Source organism: Streptomyces sp. NPDC002309 (genome assembly GCF_053593375.1).
In genome coordinates, this window is sequence record NZ_JBSFCI010000001.1 from 53,810 (window position 1) to 76,062 (window position 22,253).

Genomic DNA, 22,253 nt, shown 5'->3' on the forward strand with positions numbered 1-22,253 from the left:
CCGGTGTCGCGGCCGGCCCCGCGAACGTCCGGTGCGGCCAGGTCGTCACCCGCGGCCGGTGCACGCCATGGCCGTCCGCGGACGCCACGAGCGGCCCGACGGCGGCGGGACAGGACACGAAACAGGACGAGCGTCCCCGGCATGACGAACGCCGGACGGGCCGACCGAGTCGGTCCGTCCGGCGTTCCGGCGCGGGGCCTGCGACTAGCAGCCGAGCAGACGCGTGGCCAGGTAGCCCTCGATCTGGTCGAGGGAGATGCGCTCCTGCTTCATGGTGTCGCGCTCGCGCACGGTCACCGCGTTGTCGTCCAGGGTGTCGAAGTCGACGGTCACGCAGTACGGCGTGCCGATCTCGTCCTGGCGGCGGTAGCGGCGGCCGATGGCGCCGGCGTCGTCGAACTCGATGTTCCAGTTCTGGCGCAGCGCCTGGGCGAGGCCCTTGGCCTTCGGCGACAGCTCGGGGTTGCGGGACAGCGGGAGGACCGCCACCTTCACCGGGGCGAGGCGGTGGTCCAGGCGCAGCACGGTCCGCTTCTCCATCTTGCCCTTGGCGTTGGGCGCCTCGTCCTCGACGTAGGCGTCGAGGAGGAAGGCGAGCATCGCCCGGCCGACACCGGCCGCGGGCTCGATGACGTACGGCGTCCAGCGCTCCTGGGCCTCCTGGTCGTAGAAGGAGAGGTCCTGGCCGGAGGCCTTGGAGTGCGCGTTCAGGTCGTAGTCGGTGCGGTTGGCGACGCCCTCCAGCTCGCCCCACTCGCTGCCGCCGAACTGGAAGCGGTACTCGATGTCAGCGGTGCGCTTGGAGTAGTGGGAGAGCTTCTCCTTGGGGTGGTCGTACCACCGCATGTTCTCCTCGCGCAGGCCCAGGCCGGTGTACCAGTTCCAGCGCTGCTCCATCCAGTACTCCTGCCACGTCTCGTCCTCGCCCGGCTTGACGAAGAACTCCATCTCCATCTGCTCGAACTCGCGCGTGCGGAAGATGAAGTTGCCGGGCGTGATCTCGTTGCGGAAGGACTTGCCCATCTGCGCGATGCCGAACGGCGGCTTGCGGCGCGAAGTGGTCTGCACCTGGGCGAAGTTGGTGAAGATGCCCTGCGCGGTCTCGGGGCGCAGGTAGGCGACGGAGCCGCTGTCCTGGGTCGGGCCGAGGTGCGTCGACAGCAGACCGGAGAACTGCTTGGGCTCGGTGAACTGGCCCTTGGTGCCGCAGTTCGGGCAGTTGAGGTCGGCGAGGCCGTTCTCGGGGGCGCGGCCCTTCTTCTCCTCGTACGCCTCCTCCAAGTGGTCCGCGCGGAACCGCTTGTGGCAGGAGGTGCACTCGGTGAGCGGGTCGGTGAAGGTGGCGACATGGCCGGAGGCGACCCAGACCTCGGGGGCCAGGATGACGGACGAGTCGATACCCACGACGTCCTCGCGCGACGTCACCATGTAGCGCCACCACTGACGCTTGAGGTTCTCCTTGAGCTCGACACCCAGCGGCCCGTAGTCCCAGGCGGCACGCTGACCGCCGTAGATCTCACTGCAGGGGAAAACGAAGCCACGGCGCTTGCTCAGGCTGACGATGGTGTCGATCTTGTCGGCGGCCACGGTGCTCTCTTCATTACGACGACGGGCGACGAAGCGAGATGCTTCCAGCGAATGATTCAGGTTACCGGCGCGCACTCCCCCGGAACCAAATCGGGGCTCCCCTGGAACGGGATCGGCCGTTTGTTGACAACGGTTTCCAGTTTTGTTGAAAATGACTCTCATGAACATACGACGACGTCTGATACCCGCGGCAGCGCTCGCCGCCCTCGGCCTCACGGCCCTGACCGCGTGCTCCGGCGGCACCGCGGGCGCGGGCGGCGCGGGCAACACGGACAAGTTCGACGTCGTCGCCTCGTTCTACCCCCTGCAGTTCCTCGCCGAGCGGATCGGCGGGGACCATGTGAACGTCACCACCCTGACCGAGCCCGGCCAGGAGCCGCACGACCTGGAGATCAGCGCCAGACAGACCGCGCAGCTCCAGGATGCGGACGCCCTCCTCCACCTCAAGGGCCTACAGCCCTCCGTCGACGAGGCGATCGCGCAGGCGGACGTCGAGACGAAGATCGACGCGGCCACGCTGACCGAGCTGGAGGACCACGGCGACGTCGAGCACGAGCACGGACACGAGGGCGAGGAAGGTCACGCCGAGGAGGAGCACGCCGGGGAAGGGCACACGCTCGACCCGCACGTATGGCTGGACCCGGTGAAGTACGCCGAGATCGCCAAGGGGGTCGGCGCCGCCTTCGAGGAGGCCGACCCCGACCACGCGGACGACTACAAGAAGAACACCGCGGCGCTGGTCACGAAGCTCGACGCACTCGACACCCGGGCCGCGGACGCCCTGAAGGACACCGGGACGAAGGTCTTCTTCACCCACCACGCGTCCTTCGCCTACTTCGCCGAGCGCTACGGACTGACCCAGGAGGCCATCACCGTCTCCCCGGAGGGCGAGCCCAGCCCGGCCCGGATCAAGGAGCTCCGGCAGGAGGCCAAGGCCGACGGCGTCACCACCGTCTTCTACGAGACGCTGGTGAGCGACAAGGTCGCCAAGGCCCTCGCCCAGGACGCCGGCCTGAGGACGGACGTCCTCGACCCGCTCGAGGGCATCACCGACAAGTCGAGGGGCGACGACTACTTCGCGGTCATGGAGGCCAACCTCACGGCCCTGAAGACGGCCCTGGGCTCCCAGTGACCGACCCGGGATCCAACCCCACGGAGGACGGCATGACCGAGCCCGTCATATCCCTGCGCGGCGTCCGCGCCGAACTGGGCTCACGGCCCGTGCTGCGCGGCATCGACCTGTCCGTCGGCCGCGGTGAGGTCGTCGCGCTGCTCGGCGCGAACGGCTCGGGCAAGTCGACGGCGGTGCGCAGCGTCATCGGCCAGGTGCCGGTCACCGCCGGCGAGATCGAGCTGTTCGGGACGCCCCGGCACCGGTTCCGCGACTGGGCCCGGGTCGGGTACGTGCCGCAGCGCACGACCGCCGCGGGCGGTGTGCCCGCCACGGTGACGGAGGTCGTCGCCTCGGGACGGCTGTCCAGGGCCCGCTTCGGGCTGCTGCGCAGGGCGGACCACGAGGCCGTGCGCGGGGCCCTGGAGCTCGTCGGCATGGCCGACCGGGGCAAGGACTCGGTGGGCGCCCTCTCCGGGGGCCAGCACCAGCGGGTGCTGATCGCCCGTGCCCTCGCCTCCGAACCCGAACTTCTGATCATGGACGAGCCGATGGCGGGCGTGGACCTGGCCAGCCAGGAGGTGCTCGCACGGACCCTGCGCAAGCAGGTCGCCGGCGGTGCGACGGTCCTTCTCGTCCTGCATGAACTGGGTCCGCTGGAACCGCTGATCGACCGGGCGGTCGTCCTGCGCGACGGCTGTGTGACCCATGACGGCCCGCCTCCGAAGGCCCTCGGCCAGCACGCGCTGCCGGGCCACGACCACGTCCACCCGCACGCGGCGCACGACGCCGGACCGATCCGCACGGGACTGCTGAGCTGATGGATCTCCTCGACTACGCCTTCATGCAACGGGCCCTGCTCGCCGCGGTCCTCGTGGGCGTCACGGCCCCGGCGATCGGCATCTACCTGGTGCAGCGCCGCCAGGCCCTGATGGGCGACGGCATCGGCCATGTCGCCATGACCGGCGTCGGCCTGGGCTTCCTGCTCTCCTGGTCGCCGGTGTGGATGGCCACCGTGGTGTCCGTGCTCGGCGCGGTGCTCATGGAGCTGATCCGCTGGTACGGCCGCACCCGCGGCGACATCGCCCTCGCCATGCTCTTCTACGGCGGTATGGCCGGCGGCGTGATGTTCATCAACCTCGCGCCGAACGGCTCCAACGCGAACCTCACCTCGTATCTGTTCGGCTCCCTGTCGACGGTCAGCGAGTCGGACGTCACCGCGATCTGTCTCCTCGCGGCCTTCGTGGTCCTGGTCACGATCGGTCTGCGCAGGCAGCTCTTCGCGGTCAGCCAGGACGAGGAGTTCGCCCGGGTGACGGGGCTTCCGGTGCGGGCCCTGAACCTGCTGACGGCGATCACCGCGGCGGTGACGGTCACCGTGGCGATGCGGGTGGTCGGCCTGCTGCTGGTGTCGGCGCTGATGGTGGTCCCGGTGGCCGCCGCCCAGCAGCTCACCCGCAGTTTCGCGGCGACCTTCGCAATCGCGGTCGCCCTCGGTGTGACCGTCACTCTCGGGGGCACGGTCACCTCGTACTACCAGGACGTACCGCCCGGCGCGACCATCGTGCTGCTGACCATCGGCGCGTTCGTCGTGCTGACCGTGCTGGCGGCTCCGCTGGCCCGGCGGCGGGCGCGGGCACTGGCCGCGGCGCAGCCGGCCGGCGATCCGGCGGAGTGCGCGATTCCGGCCACCCGCGGGGCCGGGGACGGGATCGGCGTCTGACCGGGCGGGGTGCAGGCTGGCACAATGGCCCGGCAGACACAGAGGCAAGGAGGCAACCGGTGACCACCGCTGGACCGCCCGTGAAGGGCCGCGCCACCCGGCAGCGCGCCGCTGTGGCGGCTGCCCTGGAAGAGGCCGAGGAGTTCCGCAGCGCTCAGGAACTCCACGACATGCTCAAGCACAAGGGCGACGCGGTCGGCCTCACCACCGTCTACCGCACCCTGCAGTCCCTCGCCGACGCCGGCGAGGTGGACGTCCTGCGCACCTCCGACGGCGAGTCCGTCTACCGCCGTTGCTCCAGCGGAGAGCACCACCACCATCTGGTCTGCCGCGGCTGCGGAAAGGCCGTCGAGGTCGAGGGGCCCGCGGTGGAGACCTGGGCGGAGGCCATCGCCGCCGAGCACGGCTATGTCAACGTGGCGCACACGGTGGAGATCTTCGGCACCTGCGCGGACTGCGCGAGGAAGTGCGCGACGGCCGAGCGGAACTGAGACCGCAAAGCGCCGAGCGGAACTGAGACCGTAGAGCGCCGAGCGGAACCGGGACCGGAAGCGCCGGGCGCCACCGGTCCCGTCGCGGGCCGCTCTACGGCTGCCTGCCCTCCATGGCCAGCAGTTCCTCGTTCGGGATCGCGCCGCCGAAGCGGCGGTCCCGGGACGCGAACTCCACGCAGGCCCGCCACAGGTCGCGGCGGTCGAAGTCCGGCCACAGCACGTCCTGGAAGACCATCTCCGCGTAGGCGCTCTGCCAGAGCAGGAAGTTGGACGTGCGCTGCTCGCCGCTGGGACGCAGGAAGAGGTCGACGTCCGGCATGTCCGGGTAGTAGAGGTACTTGGCGACGGTCTTCTCGGTGACCTTGGACGGGTCGAGCCGACCGGCCTTCACCTCCTCGGCGATCGCCTTCGCCGCGTCGGCGACCTCGGCCCGGCCGCCGTAGTTCATGCAGAAGTACAGCGTCAGACGGTCGTTGTCCTTCGTCTGCTCCTGGGCGATCTGAAGCTCCTTGGCGACGGACTTCCACAGCTTGGGCATCCGCCCCGCCCAGCGCACCCGGACGCCGAGCCCGTCGAGCTGGTCGCGGGTCTTGCGGATGAAGTCGCGGTTGAAGTTCATGAGGAAGCGCACCTCGTCCGGCGAGCGCTTCCAGTTCTCGGTGGAGAAGGCGTACAACGAGATCGCGCCGACGCCCATCTCGATCCCGCCCTGGAGCACGTCCAGCACCCGCTCGGCGCCGACCTTGTGCCCCTCGGTGCGCGGCAGCCCGCGCTCCTTGGCCCAGCGGCCGTTGCCGTCCATGACGATCGCGACATGGCGGGGGATCAGCTCGCCCGGCAGCCTCGGCGCGCGGGCACCGGACGGATGCGGCTCGGGCGTCAGGTACTCGCGCCGCTGGCGCCCCAGGAACCCGCGTACGGCCATGTGCTTCTCGTCTCCCTCAGTTCTTACTTTTCCACGTACCGAAGGGAGCGCAGCCCGCGCTCCAGATGCCAGTGCAGATAGGCGGACACCAGCCCGCTGCCCTCCCGCACATGCCGCGGCTCGCACGCGTCCGCGGTCTCCCAGTCTCCCGTAAGCAGTGCGCCGAGGAGATCCAGGGTCTGCGGCGAGGGTACGACGCTGCCGGGGACCCGGCAGTCGACGCAGACCGAGCCGCCGGACGCCACCGAGAAGAACCGGTTGGGACCGGGCATTCCGCACCTGGCGCAGTCGCCGAAGCTGGGGGCGTAGCCGTTGACGGCGAGGGAGCGCAGCAGGAAGGCGTCGAGGACGAGGTGGGGGGCGTGCTCGCCGCGGGCGAGGGTGCGCAGGGCACCGACCAGCAGCAGGTACTGCTGCACGGCCGGCTCGCCCTCGTGGTCGGTGAACCGCTCCGCCGTCTCCAGCATCGCCGTGCCGGCGGTGTACCGCGTGTAGTCGGTCACGATGCCGCCGCCGTACGGAGCGATGGTCTCGCTCTGGGTGCACAGGGGCAGCCCCCGCCCGACCAGCTCGCCGCCCCGCGCGAAGAACTGCACGTCGACGTGGGAGAAGGGTTCCAGCCGGGCACCGAACTTGGACTTGGTGCGCCGTACGCCCCGCGCCACGGCCCGCACCCGCCCGTGCCCCCGCGTGAGCAACGTGATGATCCGGTCGGCCTCACCCAGTTTCTGGGTGCGCAGCACGATGCCGTCGTCGCGGAACAGGCTCATGCCGACATTGTCCCCTACGGCGGCGGGGCCTCCTTCAAGGGACCTCGCCCCGGCTGCGGGCGTTCGCGTACGCCGTCGCCGCACTGAGCCGCTCCGCCGCCGTGGCGGTGCGCAGGGCACCCGGCTCGCAGTCCCACTCCTTCCCGCCGCCCACGGCTCTCAGCTGCACGTACGGCCCCTCGTGCCCCATGACGATCCCCACCTTCCCGCTGTGGGTGTCCATGACGTACGAGCCGATCGGCGGCTGCGGCGGCTTCTTCGACTTCATCGGCATCCGGCCTTTTCCCGTGCGGTGTGCAATTGCATCTCCCTGTGGTTCCCCGACCCCTCCGGGTTTCACTCTTCGCGACTCCCCGGCCACGCCCTGCCTCTACACTCGCCAGGCTCCCGCCGGGACCGGCACCGCCCCCAGGTCAGCGAAGGACCAGCGGCTCCCGGGCCTCCCGGACCGCCCAGCCGTTGCCGTCGGGGTCCTGGAAGAACACGAAGGCGTTCCCCTTCTCCTCGCCCCGGCCGGCCTCCCAGCCGGTGTCCGTCACATGCAGGACCGGGGTCACCTCGACCCCGTGTGCGGACAGCTCGGCCCGGGCCGCCTCGATGTCGGGCACACACAGCTGGAGCCCCTGCAGGTCTCCCGGGGCCGTCCGGGACCGCCCCGGAGAGTCCGGCGTCCCGCGCTCCAGCACGATGGAGCAGCGGGAGCCGGGCGGCGTGAGCTGGACGAAGCGGCCGACGCCCTCGCACCACGACGCGTCGATGTCGGCGAGGAATCCGCACCCGTCCTGGTAGAAGGCCTTGGCCCGGTCCAGGTCGGTGACCGGCACGACGATCACCTCGAGCGTCCACTCCATGCGCGCACCTCCTCGCCCATGGTCACCGTTACTCAGAGCCTCAGCGACTCTCAGCATTCCGGGCGTTTCTGCCCGGAAGGTCCGTCACATCACCAAAGCGTGAGGGCTTCGGTGTGAGTACGGTCTCTCGTTTCTGTCTGCCGCTGGTGCGGCAGGGTTGCGCCACCTGCCCGCCCCGCCTCCGCCTTGCGGCGGGGGCGGGTGGCGCGGGTCTTACGGTCGGCTCCACGAGGCTTCGACACCACCTGTGGGGTGTCCTGGTCTCCGGCCACTCCGGTACCAGTTACTACGGATGCCGCGAGGGCGGCGAGGTTGAGCGCGGCGTTGTCGTCCCGGTCGATGACCAGGCCGCAGGCGTCGCATGTGTACGTCCTCACGTGCAGCGGCAGCTTGGCTTTCACTGTCTTGCACCCGGAACAGGTCTTCGAGGACGGGTACCAGCGGCTCGCCACGATCATGCGGGTGGCGTGGTGCCGGCGGGTCTTGTAGTCGAGCCGGCGGCGGATCTCGCCGAACCCGGCATCCGCGATGCGTCGGGCCAGGCGCCGGTTGCGGAGCATCCCGGCGACGTTCAGGTCTTCCACCACGACGGTGCCGTACTCGGCGGCAACGCTCGTGGTGAGCTTGTGCAGGGCGTCTTCGCGGAGGTTCGCCACGCGATGGTGGACCTTGTTGCGGGCGGCGTTGGCCTTCTCCCACCGGCGGGACGGCTGCTGTCCGGTGCGCCGGTCGGGGCCCTGGCGTCGGGAGACGACGCGGGAGGCGCGGCGCAGCTGCCCCCGCGCCCGGTAGTGCCCCGGGTTGGCGACGGTGCGGATCTCGCCCGTGCTGTCGGCCATCACCGCGAGGGTCTTCACGCCGAGGTCAATGCCTACCGCCACGTCCGGGTGTTCCACGCGCACGAGGTCCCGCTTGACCTCGACCTGGAACAAGGCGAACCACGTCCGCGTTCGTGCCGGACGGTCGCGGACAGGATCCGTGCCGTCCCGGCCTGGACACAGGCCAGGAGCTTGATGGTGGGCTCGTGGGTGCGGATCGTGCCCAGCCGGGGCAGCGTCACATGCCGGCCGTCGTCATCGACGCGGATCGTGCCAGTGGTGAACCGGCAGGCCAGGCGCGCTGTGCGCTTCGACTTGAACCGCGGCGCACCCATCCGCTTGCCGCGCCGCTTGCCGTTCTTGGACTTGGCGTAGTTGTCGAACGCGGCCGACGCGTTCGCCAGCCCGGTGGAGTACGCCTCCTTGGAGTTCTCCGCCCACCAGTCCGCGAACCTGGGGTCGGTGTGCTTGGCCTCGTTGAACGCCTTCCGCAGCGACGGCAGCGACCACGGCCGCCACGGTGTGAGGCCGTCCTCACCAATGCCGTACGACTCCTCCGCCCGCCGCTGCCACCACGAGGCGGTCACCCAGCCGACAGCCCAGTTGTACGCCGCGCGCGCCGCACCGCAGTGCGAGCGCAGCGCGCGCTCCTGGCCGGCGTTCGGGTCGAGAGCGAAGCGGTACGCCTGCACCACGAACCCGGGCTGCGGCCGGAACGTCTTCACTCGGCGGCCTCGCCGGTCGCCACGGCCACCGCGCGGGCGGCGCGGTTCTTCGCCGCCCGCCGCCCGTACAGGCGCGCGCACATCGACGTCAGTACCTCGGTGATGTCGCGCACCAGGTCATCGGTGGTCTCGGTGGGGTCGAGGACGACTAGGCGCCGCCCGGACGCGGACAGTGCGGCTTCGAGGTGTTCGACACCGAACCGGGCCAGCCGGTCACGGTGTTCGACCACGATCACCGTCGCGGACGGGTCGGACAACAGCCGGTGCAACTTGCGCCGACGCCCGTTCAGCCCCGAACCGACCTCCGTCACGACCTCCGCAACCGGCAGGCCCAGACCAGTGGCCCCCTGGACCACGCGGGCCACCTGCCGGTCAAGGTCCGACTTCTGGTCCGCCGACAAGACCCGGCAGTACGCCACAACGCGGCCGGAAGCCTCCGGGGCCGGCTCATCGACCAACCACGTGCCAGATGGCGTCTGGCGCACCGGGACCGGCATACGGCCTTCTTTCGCCCACGCCCACGCGGTCTGGTAGTGCACGCCGTTGCGCGCCGCCCACTCCGAAAGCTTCACACGATCAAGATAACAGATGAGAAATACTGAGATTTACTGATGAATCACGCAACAGCTGCTAGCCCCCTCACCGCGTCCGGACAACCGATTCCGCCCGGGTACGGACGCCGCCGTGACCGCGGCCGGGCCCCGTCGTCCCTCTGAGCCACGAAAGTGAACCGCCGTCACGCGCTGCGCGCCCTCCACGCCGGGGGCGCGCGGCGCGGTGATGATGGCGCGATGACGGCGAACGGTGAGTGCGGGGGCGGTCCGTCCGGGCGGCCACGGACGCCGGGCGGTCCGGTCGCGGTGCGGGCGTCGCCGCGTCAACTCCCCCGCACTTCGCGGTGTCATGGCTGCGACCCGGGGCGCATACGCCGTTCGTATGTGCTCCCTTGACCGCTCCCACGGCCGCTCCTATCGTCGCGCACACCGCAGGACGTAGGACGTCGCATCTCCTCATCATCCGACTCGTCGTCGGACCCTGCATCCCAGTGGCGCGGACCCACCCGAACGCCTCCCCCCACACTCTTCGGAGGACCCGTGCGCGACGTGACCCCCGACGTGCCGGCGCCGCACCGCCGGTCGTTCCTGAAGCACACCGGCGCCCTGGGCGCGGCCGGCGCCCTCCCGGCGTCGCTGGCGGCCTGTTCGGCGGGCCCCGAGTCCACGAACGACACCGGTGACGGGGGCTCGGGCCCGAACCGGACGCTGACGGCGGTCATCGGCTACGGGAACGACGGGACCTGGGATCCGACGCAGACGGCGTCGGCGTTCTGCATGGCGGCCAACAACCATGTCTACGAGGGGCTGCTCGACACCGACCCGATCTCCCGGGAGCCCTACCCCGCGCTGGCGACCCGGGTGCCCGCGGACCTCGGCGCCACCTCGTGGAAGTTCACCCTGCGCCAGGGCGCCACGTTCCACGACGGCAGTCCGGTCACCGCCGACGACGTGGTCTTCGTCTTCGACCGCATCCTCGACCCGGACACCCAGACCCTGGCCAAGGGGTTCTTCGAGCCCTGGCTGAAGGACGTACGGAAGACCGGCGAGCGCGACGTCGAGCTGGTGCTGAAGTTCCCCTTCCCGGACGGTGCCTCGCGGCTCACCCTGGCGAAGATCATGCCCAAGCACGTCTTCTCCCGGCCCGGCGCATGGAACGACGCCATCGCGGGGCTGGCGGTGGGTTCGGGGCCCTACCGGCAGACCGCGCACCACCCGAAGTCCAACACCGTCTTCGAGGCGTACGCCGGCTACAACGGGCCGCGTCCGCCCGCCTTCAAGAAGATGAACTGGCTGACGATCGTCGACGCCGCGCCCCGCGTCGCCAAGATCTCCGGAGGCAGCGCGGGCGCGCAGATCGCGGACAACATCCCGTACGCGAACATCGGTGTGCTGGAGAGCGGCGGCATGACGGTGGCCGGCGGATTCGGGATGAACAACCTGTTCCTGATGTTCAACACCGCGCGCGAGCCCTTCGACGACGTACGGGTCCGGCAGGCGCTGCACTACGCCATCGACACCGAGCAGCTGGTCGAGGTCGCCCTCAAGGGGCACGGCAAGCCGTCGTCGTCGTTCCTCGACGAGGCCAATCCGTCGTACCGGCGCGCGAGGACCGTCTACGACCACGACCCCGGCAAGGCGCGGGCCCTGCTGAAGGCGGCCGGGGTCAGCGGGCTGCGGATCGAGATCCTCGCCGTGAACGTCAGCTGGATCGTCGACTGCCTGCCGACGATCAAGTCGTCGTGGGACGCGATCGGAGTGAGCACGACGCTGTCGCCGCAGGAGACCACGGCCGTCTTCACCAAGATGGACCAGAAGCGGGACTACCAGGTGGTGGCCGCCGCGTCGAACCCCAACCAGTTCGGCCTCGACGCCGACCTGATCATGCGTTACAACCACGGGCCCGAGAACCTCTGGATGCGGTACGCCCGCTGGACCGGCGACCCGGTCGCCCGGCGGCTGTTCAGGGACATGGACCTGGCCACCAGGGAGCCGGACGCGGCCCGCAGGAAGGCGATGATCCAGGACTACGTAGACGTCGTCGCCGAGCAGGCGGTGCTCTACCCGGTCGTCCACAACGAGCTGATGACCGCCTGGGACGCGGGCGACCTCGCCGGGATAAGGGCACAGCCGTACCCCGGGATCAACGTCCTCCAGGCCAGGTGGGCCTAGCCGGTGGCCGCCGTCGTCAGGATCCTGGCCCGTCGTGTCCTGCTGCTCGTCCCGCTGATGCTCGGCATCGTGCTGTTCGTGTTCCTGGTGATGCGGTTCTCGGACGTCGACCCGGCGTCGGCGTTCTTCCAGGGCGCGAACCCCACGGCCCGGCAACTGCACGACTTCCGCGCGGAGCACGGCCTGCTCGACCCGCTGCCGGTGCGCTACGTCGCCTTCCTCGGCGATCTGCTCCACGGAGACCTGGGCACCAGCGCGCTGACCCGGAGCGACGTCGTCGACCAGGTGATGACCGCGCTGCCGCTCACCCTGCAGCTCACCTTCCTGGGCCTCGGCATCGCGGTGGTGCTGTCGCTGCTCGGCGGGGTGACCGCCGCCATCTACCGGGACCGGCTGCCCGACCAGATCATCCGGGTGGTGTCCCTGACCGGTGTCGCCGCGCCCGGCTTCTGGCTGGCGCTGCTGATGATCCAGTACCTGGCGGTCGACCTGGGCTGGTTCCCGACCGGCGGCTACATCAACCCGCGGGACTCCGTCACCGGCTGGCTGGAGACCATGACGCTGCCCGCCCTCGCGCTGTCCCTGCCGGTCGCCGCGCAGCTGACCCGGATCGTGCGGACCGCCGTCGTCGAGGAGCTGGACAAGGACTACGTCCGCACCGCGATCGGCAGCGGGCTGCCGCCGCGGGTGGTGGTCGGCCGGAACGTGCTGCGCAACGCCCTCATCAACCCGCTGACCGTGCTCGGGCTGCGCGTCGGCTATCTGCTCGGCGGCGCGGTCGTCATCGAGACGATCTTCTCGCTGCCCGGCATGGGCAAGCTGATGATCGACGCGGTGAAGAACGGCGATCCGGCCGTCGTCCAGGGCGTCGTCCTGACCACGGCGATCGGCTTCGTGGTCGTCAACCTCGTCATCGACATCCTCTACCTGCTGGTCAACCCGCGACTGAGGGACGCCGCCTGATGTTCTCGCGCAAGCGCCTCACCGAGGCGCTCTCCCGCCCCGGCGTCCGGCTGCGCGGCCGGCGCCGGCTGCCGCTGCTCTCGAAGGCCGCCGTGTGCTTCCTGGCGCTGGTGGTGCTGGTGGCGGTGTTCGCGCCGCTGGTCGCGCCCTACGACCCGCTGGAGCAGCTGCCGCCCGTCGACGGCACCGGGCATCCCTCCGCCGCCCACTGGATGGGCCAGGACAGCCTCGGCCGGGACATCCTGAGCAGGCTGATCCACGGCGCCCGCTGGTCCCTCGCCATCGGGCTCGGCGCCACCGCGCTCGCGCTGCTGGCGGGCTCGCTGATCGGGGCGGTCGCGGCGACCTCCCGCAAGGCGGTGGACGAGACGATGATGCGCTGCCTGGACGTGGTGATGGCGTTCCCGGGGATCGCGCTGGCCGCCGTCCTGGTCGCCGTGTTCGGCGGCGGGATCGTGGTGCTGACCTGTGCGATCGCGTTCCTGTTCACCCCGCCGGTGGCCCGCGTCGTCCGGGCGAACATCCTCGACCAGTACGGCGAGGACTATGTGACGGCCGAGCGGGTCATCGGCGCCCGCACCCCGCACATCGTCCTCAGGCACGTGGCCGTCAACTGCGCCGCGCCCGTCCTGGTGTTCTGCACGGTGCAGGTCGCCGAGGCGGTCGTCTTCGAGGCGTCGCTGTCCTTCATCGGCGCCGGCGTGCGGCCGCCGGACCCCTCGTGGGGCAGCGTCATCGCGGACGGCAAGAACATGGTGCTGACCGGCGGCTGGTGGGCGACCGTGTTCCCCGGCCTGCTGATGCTGGTGACCGTGCTCTCGCTGAACATCCTGTCCGAGGGCGTGTCGGACGCCTGGGCGGCTCCCGCCCCGCGCGAGGTCGAGACCCCCCGGGACGACCTGGAGGCCCCCGAGCCCGGCAGCGGCGAGGTCACCCCGCTCCCCGGCCTCGCCGAGGCCGCGCTGCGGCTCCGCTCCCGCGCCCGCCCGCTGCCCGGCGGCGGTCCGGTGCTCTCCGTCGAGAACCTCGCCATCGGCTTCCCCGGCCGGCACCAGGGCGTGGACATCGTCGACGGCATCAGCTTCGAGGTCCGCGCCGGGGAGGTGCTCGGCCTGGTCGGCGAGTCGGGCTGCGGCAAGTCGCTGACCGCGCTGACCGTCATGGGCCTGCAGCCGAAGGGCGCCCGGGTGCGCGGCGAGGTCCGCTTCAACCAGCGGCCCCTGCTCGGCGAGCCGATGCGGGTGCGCCGCAGGCTGCTCGGCCACGAGATGGCGATGGTCTACCAGGACGCGCTGTCCTCGCTGAACCCGGCGATGACCATCCGCGCCCAGCTGAAGCAGGTCGTACGGCGCGGGGGCCGGCGTAGCCCGGCCGAACTGCTCACCCTGGTCGGCCTCGACCCGGACCGCACCCTGCGCAGCTATCCGCACGAGCTGTCCGGCGGGCAGCGCCAGCGCGTCCTGATCGCCATGGCCCTGTCCCGCGACCCGAAGCTGATCGTCGCCGACGAGCCGACCACCGCGCTCGACGTGACCGTGCAGGCGCAGATCATGGAGCTGCTGCTGGGGCTGCGCGAGGAGCTGGGCTTCGCGCTGATCCTGGTCTCGCACGACCTGGCGCTGGTCGCGGCCGTCACGGACCGGGTGGTGGTGATGTACGGCGGGCAGATCGTGGAGAGCGGCGTGACCGCCGACCTGGTCGAGGCGCCGGCCCACCACTACACCCGCGGACTGCTCGGCAGCGTGCTGTCGCTGGAGGGGGCGGCCGAGCGGATGACGCAGATCAAGGGCGTCGTGCCCTCCCCGGCGGACTTCCCGGCGGGCTGCCGGTTCGCGGACCGCTGCCCGATGGCGAGCGAGGTCTGCCGGACCACCGCGCCCGCTCTCGTGGGGACCCGGACCCACACGGCCGCCTGCCACCATCCGGCGATCCTGCTGATGAACACCGGCGAGGCGGAGAACGAGGTCGTGACGTGAACGCACTGGTGGAGCTCGCCGATGTGCACGTCGTGCACAAGGCCCGCGGCGGCGGGCTGCTCGCCCGCGACAAGGTGTACGCCCTGACCGGCGCCGACCTGACGGTAGCGCCCGGCGAGACGGTCGGCGTGGTCGGCGAGTCCGGCTGCGGCAAGTCGACGCTGGCGAAGGTGCTGGTGGGTGTGCAGCCGCCGACGTCCGGGACGGTGTCCTTCCAGGGCCGCGACCTGTGGGCCATGGCACCCGGCGAGCGCCGCACGGCCGTCGGCAGCCACACCGGCATGATCTTCCAGGACCCCTCGACCGCCCTGAACCGGCGGCTGACGGTGCGGCGGATCCTGCGCGACCCGCTGGACGTGCACGGGCGCGGCACGGCGGCCGGGCGCGAGGAGCGGGTCCGCGAGCTGATGGCGCTGGTCGGACTGCCGAAGGCGCTGGCGGACGGGCTGCCCGGCCAGCTCTCCGGCGGTCAGCGCCAGCGCGTCGCCATCGCCCGCGCGCTCGCCCTCGAACCCGGGCTGGTCGTCGCCGACGAACCGACGAGCGCGCTGGACGTGTCGGTGCGCGCCCAGATCCTCAACCTGCTGCTCGACCTCAAGGAGCGGCTGGGGCTGGCGCTGGTGTTCGTCTCGCACGACATCCAGACGGTACGGCGGATGAGCGACCGGGTGATCACCATGTATCTCGGCCGGATCGTGGAGGTGGCCCCGGCCGGCCGGGTCACGGACCGCGCCCGGCACCCGTACACCCGGGCCCTGTTCTCGGCGACCCCCGGGCTGCTCGACCCGGTCGACCCGATCCCGCTGGCGGGCCCGGTGCCGTCGGCGACCCGGCCGCCGAGCGGCTGCCCGTTCCGCACCCGCTGCTGGAAGGCCGACGCGGTGTGCGCCGGGTCGATGCCCGGCTTCACCGCCGCCGCCACTCCGACGCATCGTTTCCGCTGCCACCATCCGGTGGGAGAGGAAGAGTCGACCCGCGAACTCGTGGGCCAGGCCCAGGCACCCAAGGAACCCGTATGACCTTCCCCTCCCCGCTCACCGGTGTCGTCCCGCCCGTCTGCACGCCCCTGACGCCGGAGCGCGAGGTGGACGTCCGCTCGCTGCTGAGGCTGGTCGACCATCTGGTGGCCGGTGGCGTGCACGGGCTGTTCGTCCTCGGCTCCAGCTCCGAGGCCGCCTACCTCACCGACCGGCAGCGCGCCCTCGTCGTGGAGGCCGTCGCCGGGCACCTCGGCGGACGGCTCCCGCTGCTGGCCGGCGCCATCGACATGACGACCCCGCGCGTCCTGGACCACGTCCGGGCCGTCACGGTGGCGGGCGCGGACGCGGTCGTCGTCACGGCGCCCTTCTACACGCGCACCCACCCGGCGGAGATCGCCCGCCACTACCGGCTGGTCGCCGCCGCCTGCCCGGTCCCCGTCCTGGCGTACGACATCCCGGTCGCCGTCCACACCAAGCTCCCCGCCGAGCTGGTCCTGGAGCTGGCCGCCGACGGGGTGCTGGCCGGGCTCAAGGACTCCAGCGGGGACCTGACCGGCTTCCGCCAGATCCTCACCGGCCTCCAGGCCCACGCGGGCGCCTCCGGCTTCAGCGTCCTGACGGGCTCCGAGACCGTGGTGGACGCGGCCCTCGCGATGGGCGCGGACGGGGCCGTCCCGGGGCTCGCCAACGTCGACCCGCACGGCTACGTCCGGCTCTACCGGCTGTGCCGCGCCGGCGACTGGCAGCGCGCCCGTGCCGAGCAGGACCGGCTGTGCGCCCTGTTCGGCCTCGTCGGTGCCGGTGCCCCCGCCCGGATGGGCGGGAGCTCCTCGGGGCTCGGCGCGTTCAAGGCGGCGCTGCACCTGCGCGGGATCATCGACTGCCCGGCGACGGCGGAACCCCAGGTGCCGCTGTCGCCGGAGGAGGTGGAGCGGGTGGGCAAGTTCCTCGCGGCGGCGGGACTGCTCTGACGCCGGGGCTCAGGCCCCGGCCAGGTCGGCGAGCGGGACCGTCCGGAACTCGATGCGCTCGTACGTCCCCCGCGCCCCCGTCTCGTACAGCACGCCGAGCATGTCCGGGCCGACCTGCACCAGGTCGGAGTAGGCCGCCGGCCGCGCGGACAGCGTCAGCGCCTTGGTGAACGTCGCGCCGGCGTCCGTGCTGCGCCACAGCGCCATGGCCTGGCGGGCGGTGGGGACGGACGGGCCGGAGAAGAACAGCGGCGCGCCCTCGGCGTCGGGCTGGAGGACACTCGCCTGGACCATGGGCACATCACCCAGGGTGCGCTGGGCGGTGTAGGGCCGGTCTAGGGTGCGGCCGCCGTCGCTGGAGCGGCTGTCGAGCCGGTGGCCGGCGTGGGAGCCGTGCTGGTCGCGGGCGGAGAAGTAGAGCGTGCCGTCGGGGAGTTCGGCGGCCGTGCTCTCATTGGCGTTGTCCAGGCCGTCGTAGGAGTCGTCCACGAAGCCCAGCCGCCAGGAGGTGCCGCCGTCGTCGCTGTAGAGGGCGTGGGCGCCGTAGTACCGGGGTTCCTCACCGGTGTCGGGCGAACCGGCGGGCGGGGCGACGGAGTGGTTGGCCGGGACCACCAGGCGGCCGGCGTGCGGGCCGCGGGTGAGGGCGACGGCGTGCCCGGGGCCGGTGGCGTACCAGCGCCAGCCGGGCCGCTTCACCGAGCGGGTGATCTCCCGGGGCGCGCTGAAGGTGCGCCCGTCGTCCGTGCTGCGCTGCACGAACACCCGGCGGCTGCGCGCCGGTGTCACCTCGCCCCGCATGATCTGCCCCTCCGTCACGGCGCCGCTGTTGTAGGAGGTGAGCAGGACGACGGCACCGGTGCGCGGGTCGACGACGGGTGCCGGGTTGCCGCGGGTGTCGCCCTTCCCGGCGGCGACGACCGTGAGCGGGCCCCAGGTGCAGCCGCCGTCGAGGGAGCGGCGCACGAGGACGTCGATGTCGCCGGAGTCGCCGGAACCGCCCCGCCGGCCCTCGGCGAAGGCCAGGACCGTGCCCTCGCCGGTGATGACGGCCGCGGGGATGCGGTAGGCCGTGTAGCCGCCCGTCCCGGCGCTGTAGGGCACCGAGGAGGTGCAGCGGGCGGCGGCGGCCGCCAGGGGGACGGTGAACGGGCTGAGCACGAACGGTACGAGCACGGCGGCGGCGGTCAGGAAGGCACGTCGGGGAGGTCTCATCGGGCGGGCCCCTCGGGATCGGTGACTGAGTGTCCGTCACATCGTCCCCAAAGGCTGGAGTTCGCCCTGGTTACGCCACGATGTCCTGTTCCGGCGTCAGCTGGGCGTGCGCACCGTCGCCAGGAGGCGGGTCACCTCGTCCGAGGTGATCGTGAGCGCGGCGCCGACGGTGGCGAGGACCTCGCGTTCGGCGGCCGTGTAGGGGCCGTCGGCCAGGGCGATACGGGCGCCCTGGAGGAGGATCGACTCCCGGCCGGGCGCGGCCAGGTGCGGGGCGAGCGGGTCGAGGGCCTCGTGCAGCTCTATGGCGAGCCCCGGACCGCAGGGCGCGCCGAAGACCCGGCCGGTGTCCGCGGCCAGCGCCTCGACGAGGGCGTTCAGCTGTTCCTCGGTGCAGTCCTCGAACCCGGCCGCGCGGACCGTGCCGGCGGCCGCGGTGAGCGACGGGCGGGCGCGGGTGCCGCCCGCGGCGAGCACCGCGAGGGCGACCGTGTGCACGGCGTCGCGGAGCATCGCGGAGAAGCGGGTCGTGGTGGGGTGGTCCAGGACGTCGGTGCCGAAGTGCCGGCGGCAGGCCGCGCACTCCACGACGGGCCCCGTGTCGCCGCGCGGCAGCACGGGCAGGCCGAGCAGCGTGAAGCGGCGACGCCCCGTCAGCCGCTGGTAGTTGCGGTCGCCTCCGCAGCCGGGGCAGAAGAACTCCCCGTCCCCGACGGCCGTCCACGCGGTGCGGGTGCCCAGTACGCGCGCACGCCTGGCGGCACGGCCGTTTCGCCCTCGGACTGGCAGCACGTCGCACCTCCGTAACCCCACGGCAACATCGCCGCGCTGGCGTGATGTTAGCCACATTCGTGAGGTCGAGTCAGCACCCAGGACGAGACCTGTGCGTGACCTGGCCGGTAAACATCGGGGTCCCGCCCGCCGGAAGTCGGCGGACGGGACCCGAAACGCCCGGTCAGAGGGGTCAGCGAGTCGCCCTGTTGACGGCCGAGACGACCGCCTTCAGCGACGCACGTGTCGTGTTCGCATCGATGCCGATCCCCCAGAGGATCTTGTCCTCGATCGCGCATTCGATGTACGAGGCGGCCTGCGCGGAGGCACCCTCGCTCATCGTGTGCTCCTGGTAGTCGAGCAGCCGTACGTCGACGCCGACCGACTGCAGGGCGTCGAAGAACGCCGAGATCGGGCCGTTGCCGGTGCCGGACAGGACGGTGTCCTCGCCGTCGACGGTGGCATCCACGGTCAGCTTGTCCACGCCGTCCGTGTCGGTGGTCGACTGGCCGGTCCTGACCTGGATCCGGCCCCACGGGTTCTCCGGGTTCGGCAGGTACTCGTCCTCGAAGATCGTCCAGATGTCCTTCGGGGTGACCTCGCCGCCGTCGGCGTCCGTCTTCGCCTGGATGATCTTCGAGAACTCGATCTGCATCCGGCGCGGCAGGTCCAGCTTGTGCTCGTTCTTGAGCACGTACGCCACGCCGCCCTTGCCGGACTGCGAGTTCACGCGGATGACCGCCTCGTAGGAGCGGCCGACGTCCTTGGGGTCGATCGGCAGGTACGGGACCGCCCACTCGATGTCGTCGACGGTGACGCCCTTGGCCCTGGCGTCGGCCTCCATCGCGTCGAAGCCCTTCTTGATGGCGTCCTGGTGGGAGCCGGAGAAGGACGTGTAGACCAGGTCGCCCACGTACGGGTGGCGCGGGTGGACCTCCATCTGGTTGCAGTACTCCCACGTGCGACGGATCTCGTCGATGTCGGAGAAGTCGATCTGCGGGTCGACGCCCTGCGAGAACAGGTTCATGCCCAGGGTGACCAGGTCGACGTTGCCGGTGCGCTCGCCCTGCCCGAACAGGCAGCCCTCGACGCGGTCGGCGCCGGCCATCAGCGCCAGTTCGGCCGCCGCGACGGCGGTGCCGCGGTCGTTGTGCGGGTGGATCGACAGGCAGACGTGCTCGCGGCGGGAGAGCCGGCGGCCCATCCACTCGAAGCGGTCGGCGTGCGTGGAGGGCGTGGAGCGCTCGACGGTCGCCGGCAGGTTGAGGATGATCTCGCGGCCCGGGCCGGGCTGCCAGACGTCCATCACCGCCTCGCAGACCTCCAGTGCGAAGTCCAGCTCGGTGTCGGTGAAGATCTCCGGGCTGTACTGGTAGCCGAACTCGGTCTCGGGGCCGAGCAGCTTCTCCGCGTACTCCATCACCAGCCGGGTGCCGTCGACGGCGATCTGCTTGATCTCTTCCTTGGAACCCCGGAAGACCACCCGGCGGAAGACCGGCGCGGTGGCGTTGTACAGGTGGACGGTGGCGCGCCTGGCGCCCTTGAGGGACTCCACGGTCCGCTCGATCAGGTCCTCGCGGGCCTGTGTCAGCACCGAGATCGTGACGTCGTCCGGGATCGCGTCCTCGTCCTCGATGATCGAGCGGACGAAGTCGAAGTCGGTCTGACCGGAGGCGGGGAAGCCGACCTCGATCTCCTTGTAGCCCATCCTGACCAGCAGGTCGAACATCGCACGCTTGCGCGCCGGCGACATCGGGTCGATCAGGGACTGGTTGCCGTCGCGCAGGTCGGTGGAGAGCCAGCGGGGGGCGGTGGCGATCCGGTTCTGCGGCCAGGTGCGGTCGGGGATGTCGACCTGCTCGTACCGGCCGTACTTGTGGATCGGCAGGGAACTGGGCTGCTGGCGGTTTGCCATGGGGGCGTGGGCTCCTCGAGAGATCCGGTGGAATCCGGTGTCCGGAAGGACGGCCGACGACACAACGCCAAGCTCCGCGGGGAGGGGGTCGGCCTCGACTACAGGCCCTCGCCGCGGCAGCTAAGAAGAAGCAGCCCGAAACGCATGATGCACAGCATGCTAGCCGAGCCGTCCCGAAACGCGCGGTCCTGTATCAGTATGCGGAACGCGTACCGGAAAGGGGTGCGGGCGACCGCGCGAGAACCGCCACACCGGAGCACGGAATAACACAGCGCGACCATCCGCGGCCCGCACATCCCCACATTTCACCGATCAAGGTCGCGGATGGTGACAGGAACCTGACTCAGTGCGAGGGTGCGGGCATGACCGCGACCTTCTGCACCATCGTCCCGCCGCACGTCCTCGACACGCTCGCCCGGTCCGAGGACCCCGCCCTCGCCGGTCCGGCCCGCCGGACCCTCCAGCGCGACGCCTACGAGCGCACCCACCGCCGCCTCACCACGGTTCTGGGCGCCCCCGCGGTCGCCACGCCGCCCGCGGCCTCGGAGGGCAAGCCGCATCGCACGATCCACGACGCCCGGCACGGCACGAGCCTGCCGGGCACCAAGGTGCGCGTCGAGGGCGGCGAGCCCGGCACGGACGCCACGGTCAACCGCGCCTACGCGGGCCTCGGCGCCACCTTCGAGCTGTTCCTGGGGGCCTACGGCCGCGACTCGATCGACGGCGCCGGTCTCCCGCTCGACGCGACCGTGCACTACGACGAGGACTACAACAACGCCTTCTGGAACGGCGAGCAGATGGTCTTCGGCGACGGGGACGGCGAGATCTTCCTCGACTTCACCCTCCCCGTCGACGTCATCGGCCACGAGCTCGCCCACGGCGTGACCCAGTACGCGGCGAACCTCACCTACTTCGGCCAGCCCGGCGCGCTCAACGAGTCCGTCTCCGACGTCTTCGGCGCACTGATCAAGCAGTACACGCTCGGCCAGACCGCCGCAGAGGCCGACTGGCTGATCGGCGCCGGGCTGCTCGCCCCGCGCGTGAGCGGGGTGGCCCTGCGCTCGATGAAGGCCCCGGGCACTGCCTACGACGACGACGTGCTCGGCAAGGACCCGCAGCCGGCGACGATGGACGACTACGTCCGCACCGGCCGCGACAACGGCGGCGTCCACATCAACTCGGGCATCCCCAACCACGCCTTCTACCTGGCCGCCACCGCCCTCGGCGGGCACGCCTGGGAGCGGGCCGGACAGGTCTGGTACGACGTGCTGACCGGCGGCGAGCTGAAGGAGGACGCGACGTTCGACGAGTTCGCCACGCTCACCGTCGCCGCCGCCAGGGCGCGGTTCGGCGCCGGCGGCGACGAGTCGCAAGCGGTGTCCAAGGCGTGGGAGCAGGTCGGCGTGCGGACGCTTGAGACCCCCGCCGTTTCCCGCCGGGCAGGTTCGTACTAGACAGGGACCCATGCGTATTCAGGTGCGGCGCACAGGCGGGTTCGCGGGCATCGAGCGGCACGCCGAGGTGGACACCTCGGGGCGGCCCGACGCCCACGAATGGCACGCCCTGGCCGAGCGGGCCCTCACGGCGGGCGGGAACACCCCGCCCGCCGGGGTGCCGGACGGCTTCAGCTACCGGATCACGGTGGACGGCAGGACGGTGTACTGCGCGGACCCCCGGCTGACCGAGGAACAGCGCGGGCTGGTCACCCGGGTACTGAAGGAGGGCGCTTAAC

General features: G+C 71.3%; 22 protein-coding genes. 11 read left to right on the forward strand and 11 right to left on the reverse strand.

What is annotated here, in order from left to right; all coding sequences use genetic code 11:
• Positions 1–204: 204 nt before the first annotated feature.
• Positions 205–1,587: a glycine--tRNA ligase gene (locus tag ACWCPM_RS00225; protein WP_450973854.1), complete on the reverse strand. Its 1,383-nt coding sequence runs from the start codon at positions 1,585–1,587 to the stop codon at positions 205–207.
• 160 nt (positions 1,588–1,747) lie between these two features.
• Between ACWCPM_RS00225 and ACWCPM_RS00230 the strand changes: the two genes are divergently transcribed.
• The 4 genes from ACWCPM_RS00230 to ACWCPM_RS00245 are packed head-to-tail and all read left to right on the forward strand — an operon-like array spanning position 1,748 to position 4,912.
• Positions 1,748–2,719: a metal ABC transporter solute-binding protein, Zn/Mn family gene (locus ACWCPM_RS00230; protein WP_450973855.1), complete on the forward strand. Its 972-nt coding sequence runs from the start codon at positions 1,748–1,750 to the stop codon at positions 2,717–2,719.
• Between the two features lie 32 nt (positions 2,720–2,751).
• Positions 2,752–3,519 (forward strand): metal ABC transporter ATP-binding protein, encoded by a 768-nt coding sequence (locus ACWCPM_RS00235; protein WP_450973856.1) that lies wholly within the window; start codon positions 2,752–2,754, stop codon positions 3,517–3,519.
• Entirely contained in the window at positions 3,519–4,421 is a 903-nt protein-coding gene (locus tag ACWCPM_RS00240; RefSeq protein ID WP_450973857.1) for a metal ABC transporter permease, read from the forward strand. Before ACWCPM_RS00235 ends, ACWCPM_RS00240 begins: the two co-directional genes overlap by 1 nt.
• A 59-nt stretch (positions 4,422–4,480) precedes the next feature.
• Positions 4,481–4,912, forward strand: coding sequence for a Fur family transcriptional regulator (locus tag ACWCPM_RS00245; protein ID WP_450973858.1), 432 nt, complete (start codon positions 4,481–4,483; stop codon positions 4,910–4,912).
• 94 nt (positions 4,913–5,006) lie between these two features.
• On the opposite strand, the gene ACWCPM_RS00250 is transcribed toward ACWCPM_RS00245, so the two are convergent.
• The 7 genes from ACWCPM_RS00250 to ACWCPM_RS00280 form a co-directional block, all read right to left on the reverse strand.
• A complete protein-coding gene (locus ACWCPM_RS00250) occupies positions 5,007–5,840 on the reverse strand; it encodes an isoprenyl transferase (RefSeq protein WP_450973859.1) in 834 nt (277 codons plus the stop codon).
• Positions 5,841–5,863: 23 nt separating this feature from the next.
• The gene (recO, locus tag ACWCPM_RS00255) at positions 5,864–6,610 is read right to left on the reverse strand and encodes a DNA repair protein RecO (protein ID WP_450973860.1); all 747 of its coding nucleotides are present in this window, start codon (positions 6,608–6,610) and stop codon (positions 5,864–5,866) included.
• 34 nt (positions 6,611–6,644) lie between these two features.
• Positions 6,645–6,884 (reverse strand): hypothetical protein, encoded by a 240-nt coding sequence (locus ACWCPM_RS00260; RefSeq protein ID WP_450973861.1) that lies wholly within the window; start codon positions 6,882–6,884, stop codon positions 6,645–6,647.
• Positions 6,885–7,023: 139 nt separating this feature from the next.
• The gene (locus ACWCPM_RS00265; protein WP_450973862.1) at positions 7,024–7,461 is read right to left on the reverse strand and encodes a VOC family protein; all 438 of its coding nucleotides are present in this window, start codon (positions 7,459–7,461) and stop codon (positions 7,024–7,026) included.
• A gap of 89 nt (positions 7,462–7,550) precedes the next feature.
• The gene (locus tag ACWCPM_RS00270; protein WP_450974081.1) at positions 7,551–8,363 is read right to left on the reverse strand and encodes an RNA-guided endonuclease TnpB family protein; all 813 of its coding nucleotides are present in this window, start codon (positions 8,361–8,363) and stop codon (positions 7,551–7,553) included.
• A complete protein-coding gene (locus tag ACWCPM_RS00275) occupies positions 8,333–9,004 on the reverse strand; it encodes a helix-turn-helix domain-containing protein (RefSeq protein WP_450973863.1) in 672 nt (223 codons plus the stop codon). The genes ACWCPM_RS00270 and ACWCPM_RS00275 overlap by 31 nt, the downstream gene beginning before the upstream one ends.
• Positions 9,001–9,576, reverse strand: a complete 576-nt coding sequence (locus ACWCPM_RS00280; RefSeq protein WP_450973864.1) for an IS607 family transposase — start codon at positions 9,574–9,576, stop codon at positions 9,001–9,003. The genes ACWCPM_RS00275 and ACWCPM_RS00280 overlap by 4 nt, the downstream gene beginning before the upstream one ends.
• Before the next feature lie 522 nt (positions 9,577–10,098).
• Between ACWCPM_RS00280 and ACWCPM_RS00285 the strand changes: the two genes are divergently transcribed.
• The 5 genes from ACWCPM_RS00285 to ACWCPM_RS00305 are packed head-to-tail and all read left to right on the forward strand — an operon-like array spanning position 10,099 to position 16,620.
• Positions 10,099–11,730, forward strand: coding sequence for an ABC transporter substrate-binding protein (locus ACWCPM_RS00285; protein ID WP_450973865.1), 1,632 nt, complete (start codon positions 10,099–10,101; stop codon positions 11,728–11,730).
• Positions 11,731–11,733: 3 nt separating this feature from the next.
• Complete coding sequence (locus tag ACWCPM_RS00290; protein ID WP_450973866.1) at positions 11,734–12,693, forward strand: ABC transporter permease; 960 nt, start codon at positions 11,734–11,736, stop codon at positions 12,691–12,693.
• Entirely contained in the window at positions 12,693–14,669 is a 1,977-nt protein-coding gene (locus tag ACWCPM_RS00295; protein WP_450973867.1) for a dipeptide/oligopeptide/nickel ABC transporter permease/ATP-binding protein, read from the forward strand. Before ACWCPM_RS00290 ends, ACWCPM_RS00295 begins: the two co-directional genes overlap by 1 nt.
• The gene (locus ACWCPM_RS00300) at positions 14,666–15,688 is read left to right on the forward strand and encodes an oligopeptide/dipeptide ABC transporter ATP-binding protein (RefSeq protein ID WP_450973868.1); all 1,023 of its coding nucleotides are present in this window, start codon (positions 14,666–14,668) and stop codon (positions 15,686–15,688) included. Before ACWCPM_RS00295 ends, ACWCPM_RS00300 begins: the two co-directional genes overlap by 4 nt.
• Positions 15,685–16,620, forward strand: coding sequence for a dihydrodipicolinate synthase family protein (locus ACWCPM_RS00305; protein ID WP_450973869.1), 936 nt, complete (start codon positions 15,685–15,687; stop codon positions 16,618–16,620). Before ACWCPM_RS00300 ends, ACWCPM_RS00305 begins: the two co-directional genes overlap by 4 nt.
• Before the next feature lie 9 nt (positions 16,621–16,629).
• Here ACWCPM_RS00305 and ACWCPM_RS00310 read toward each other — a convergent pair whose 3' ends face one another.
• The 3 genes from ACWCPM_RS00310 to leuA all read right to left on the reverse strand — a co-directional run bounded on the left by ACWCPM_RS00310 (position 16,630) and on the right by leuA (position 20,521).
• Positions 16,630–17,835 carry a sialidase family protein gene (locus tag ACWCPM_RS00310; protein ID WP_450973870.1) on the reverse strand — a complete coding sequence of 402 codons (1,206 nt, stop codon included), beginning with the start codon at positions 17,833–17,835 and terminating at the stop codon, positions 16,630–16,632.
• A gap of 96 nt (positions 17,836–17,931) precedes the next feature.
• Positions 17,932–18,627 (reverse strand): TerB family tellurite resistance protein, encoded by a 696-nt coding sequence (locus ACWCPM_RS00315; RefSeq protein WP_450973871.1) that lies wholly within the window; start codon positions 18,625–18,627, stop codon positions 17,932–17,934.
• 172 nt (positions 18,628–18,799) lie between these two features.
• A complete protein-coding gene (gene leuA, locus ACWCPM_RS00320) occupies positions 18,800–20,521 on the reverse strand; it encodes a 2-isopropylmalate synthase (RefSeq protein WP_450973872.1) in 1,722 nt (573 codons plus the stop codon).
• 362 nt (positions 20,522–20,883) lie between these two features.
• Here leuA and ACWCPM_RS00325 point away from each other — a divergent pair, with 362 nt between their 5' ends.
• Together ACWCPM_RS00325 and ACWCPM_RS00330 are read left to right on the forward strand one after the other, a co-directional pair.
• Complete coding sequence (locus tag ACWCPM_RS00325; protein WP_450973873.1) at positions 20,884–21,975, forward strand: M4 family metallopeptidase; 1,092 nt, start codon at positions 20,884–20,886, stop codon at positions 21,973–21,975.
• A gap of 10 nt (positions 21,976–21,985) precedes the next feature.
• Positions 21,986–22,252 (forward strand): protealysin inhibitor emfourin, encoded by a 267-nt coding sequence (locus ACWCPM_RS00330; protein WP_450973874.1) that lies wholly within the window; start codon positions 21,986–21,988, stop codon positions 22,250–22,252.
• The last annotated feature ends 1 nt before the right edge of the window (position 22,253 follow it).

Bases quoted from the DNA above. Each gene is read 5' to 3' on its own strand.
- ACWCPM_RS00230 (WP_450973855.1), top strand. From the start codon at position 1,748: ATGAACATACGACGACGTCTGATACCCGCGGCAGCGCTCGCCGCCCTC.
- ACWCPM_RS00310 (WP_450973870.1), bottom strand. From the start codon at position 17,835: ATGAGACCTCCCCGACGTGCCTTCCTGACCGCCGCCGCCGTGCTCGTA.
- ACWCPM_RS00305 (WP_450973869.1), top strand. From the start codon at position 15,685: ATGACCTTCCCCTCCCCGCTCACCGGTGTCGTCCCGCCCGTCTGCACG.
- leuA (WP_450973872.1), bottom strand. From the start codon at position 20,521: ATGGCAAACCGCCAGCAGCCCAGTTCCCTGCCGATCCACAAGTACGGC.
- ACWCPM_RS00260 (WP_450973861.1), bottom strand. From the start codon at position 6,884: ATGCCGATGAAGTCGAAGAAGCCGCCGCAGCCGCCGATCGGCTCGTAC.
- ACWCPM_RS00250 (WP_450973859.1), bottom strand. From the start codon at position 5,840: ATGGCCGTACGCGGGTTCCTGGGGCGCCAGCGGCGCGAGTACCTGACG.
- ACWCPM_RS00330 (WP_450973874.1), top strand. From the start codon at position 21,986: ATGCGTATTCAGGTGCGGCGCACAGGCGGGTTCGCGGGCATCGAGCGG.
- ACWCPM_RS00325 (WP_450973873.1), top strand. From the start codon at position 20,884: ATGACCGCGACCTTCTGCACCATCGTCCCGCCGCACGTCCTCGACACG.
- ACWCPM_RS00240 (WP_450973857.1), top strand. From the start codon at position 3,519: ATGGATCTCCTCGACTACGCCTTCATGCAACGGGCCCTGCTCGCCGCG.
- ACWCPM_RS00295 (WP_450973867.1), top strand. From the start codon at position 12,693: ATGTTCTCGCGCAAGCGCCTCACCGAGGCGCTCTCCCGCCCCGGCGTC.
- recO (WP_450973860.1), bottom strand. From the start codon at position 6,610: ATGAGCCTGTTCCGCGACGACGGCATCGTGCTGCGCACCCAGAAACTG.
- ACWCPM_RS00235 (WP_450973856.1), top strand. From the start codon at position 2,752: ATGACCGAGCCCGTCATATCCCTGCGCGGCGTCCGCGCCGAACTGGGC.
- ACWCPM_RS00265 (WP_450973862.1), bottom strand. From the start codon at position 7,461: ATGGAGTGGACGCTCGAGGTGATCGTCGTGCCGGTCACCGACCTGGAC.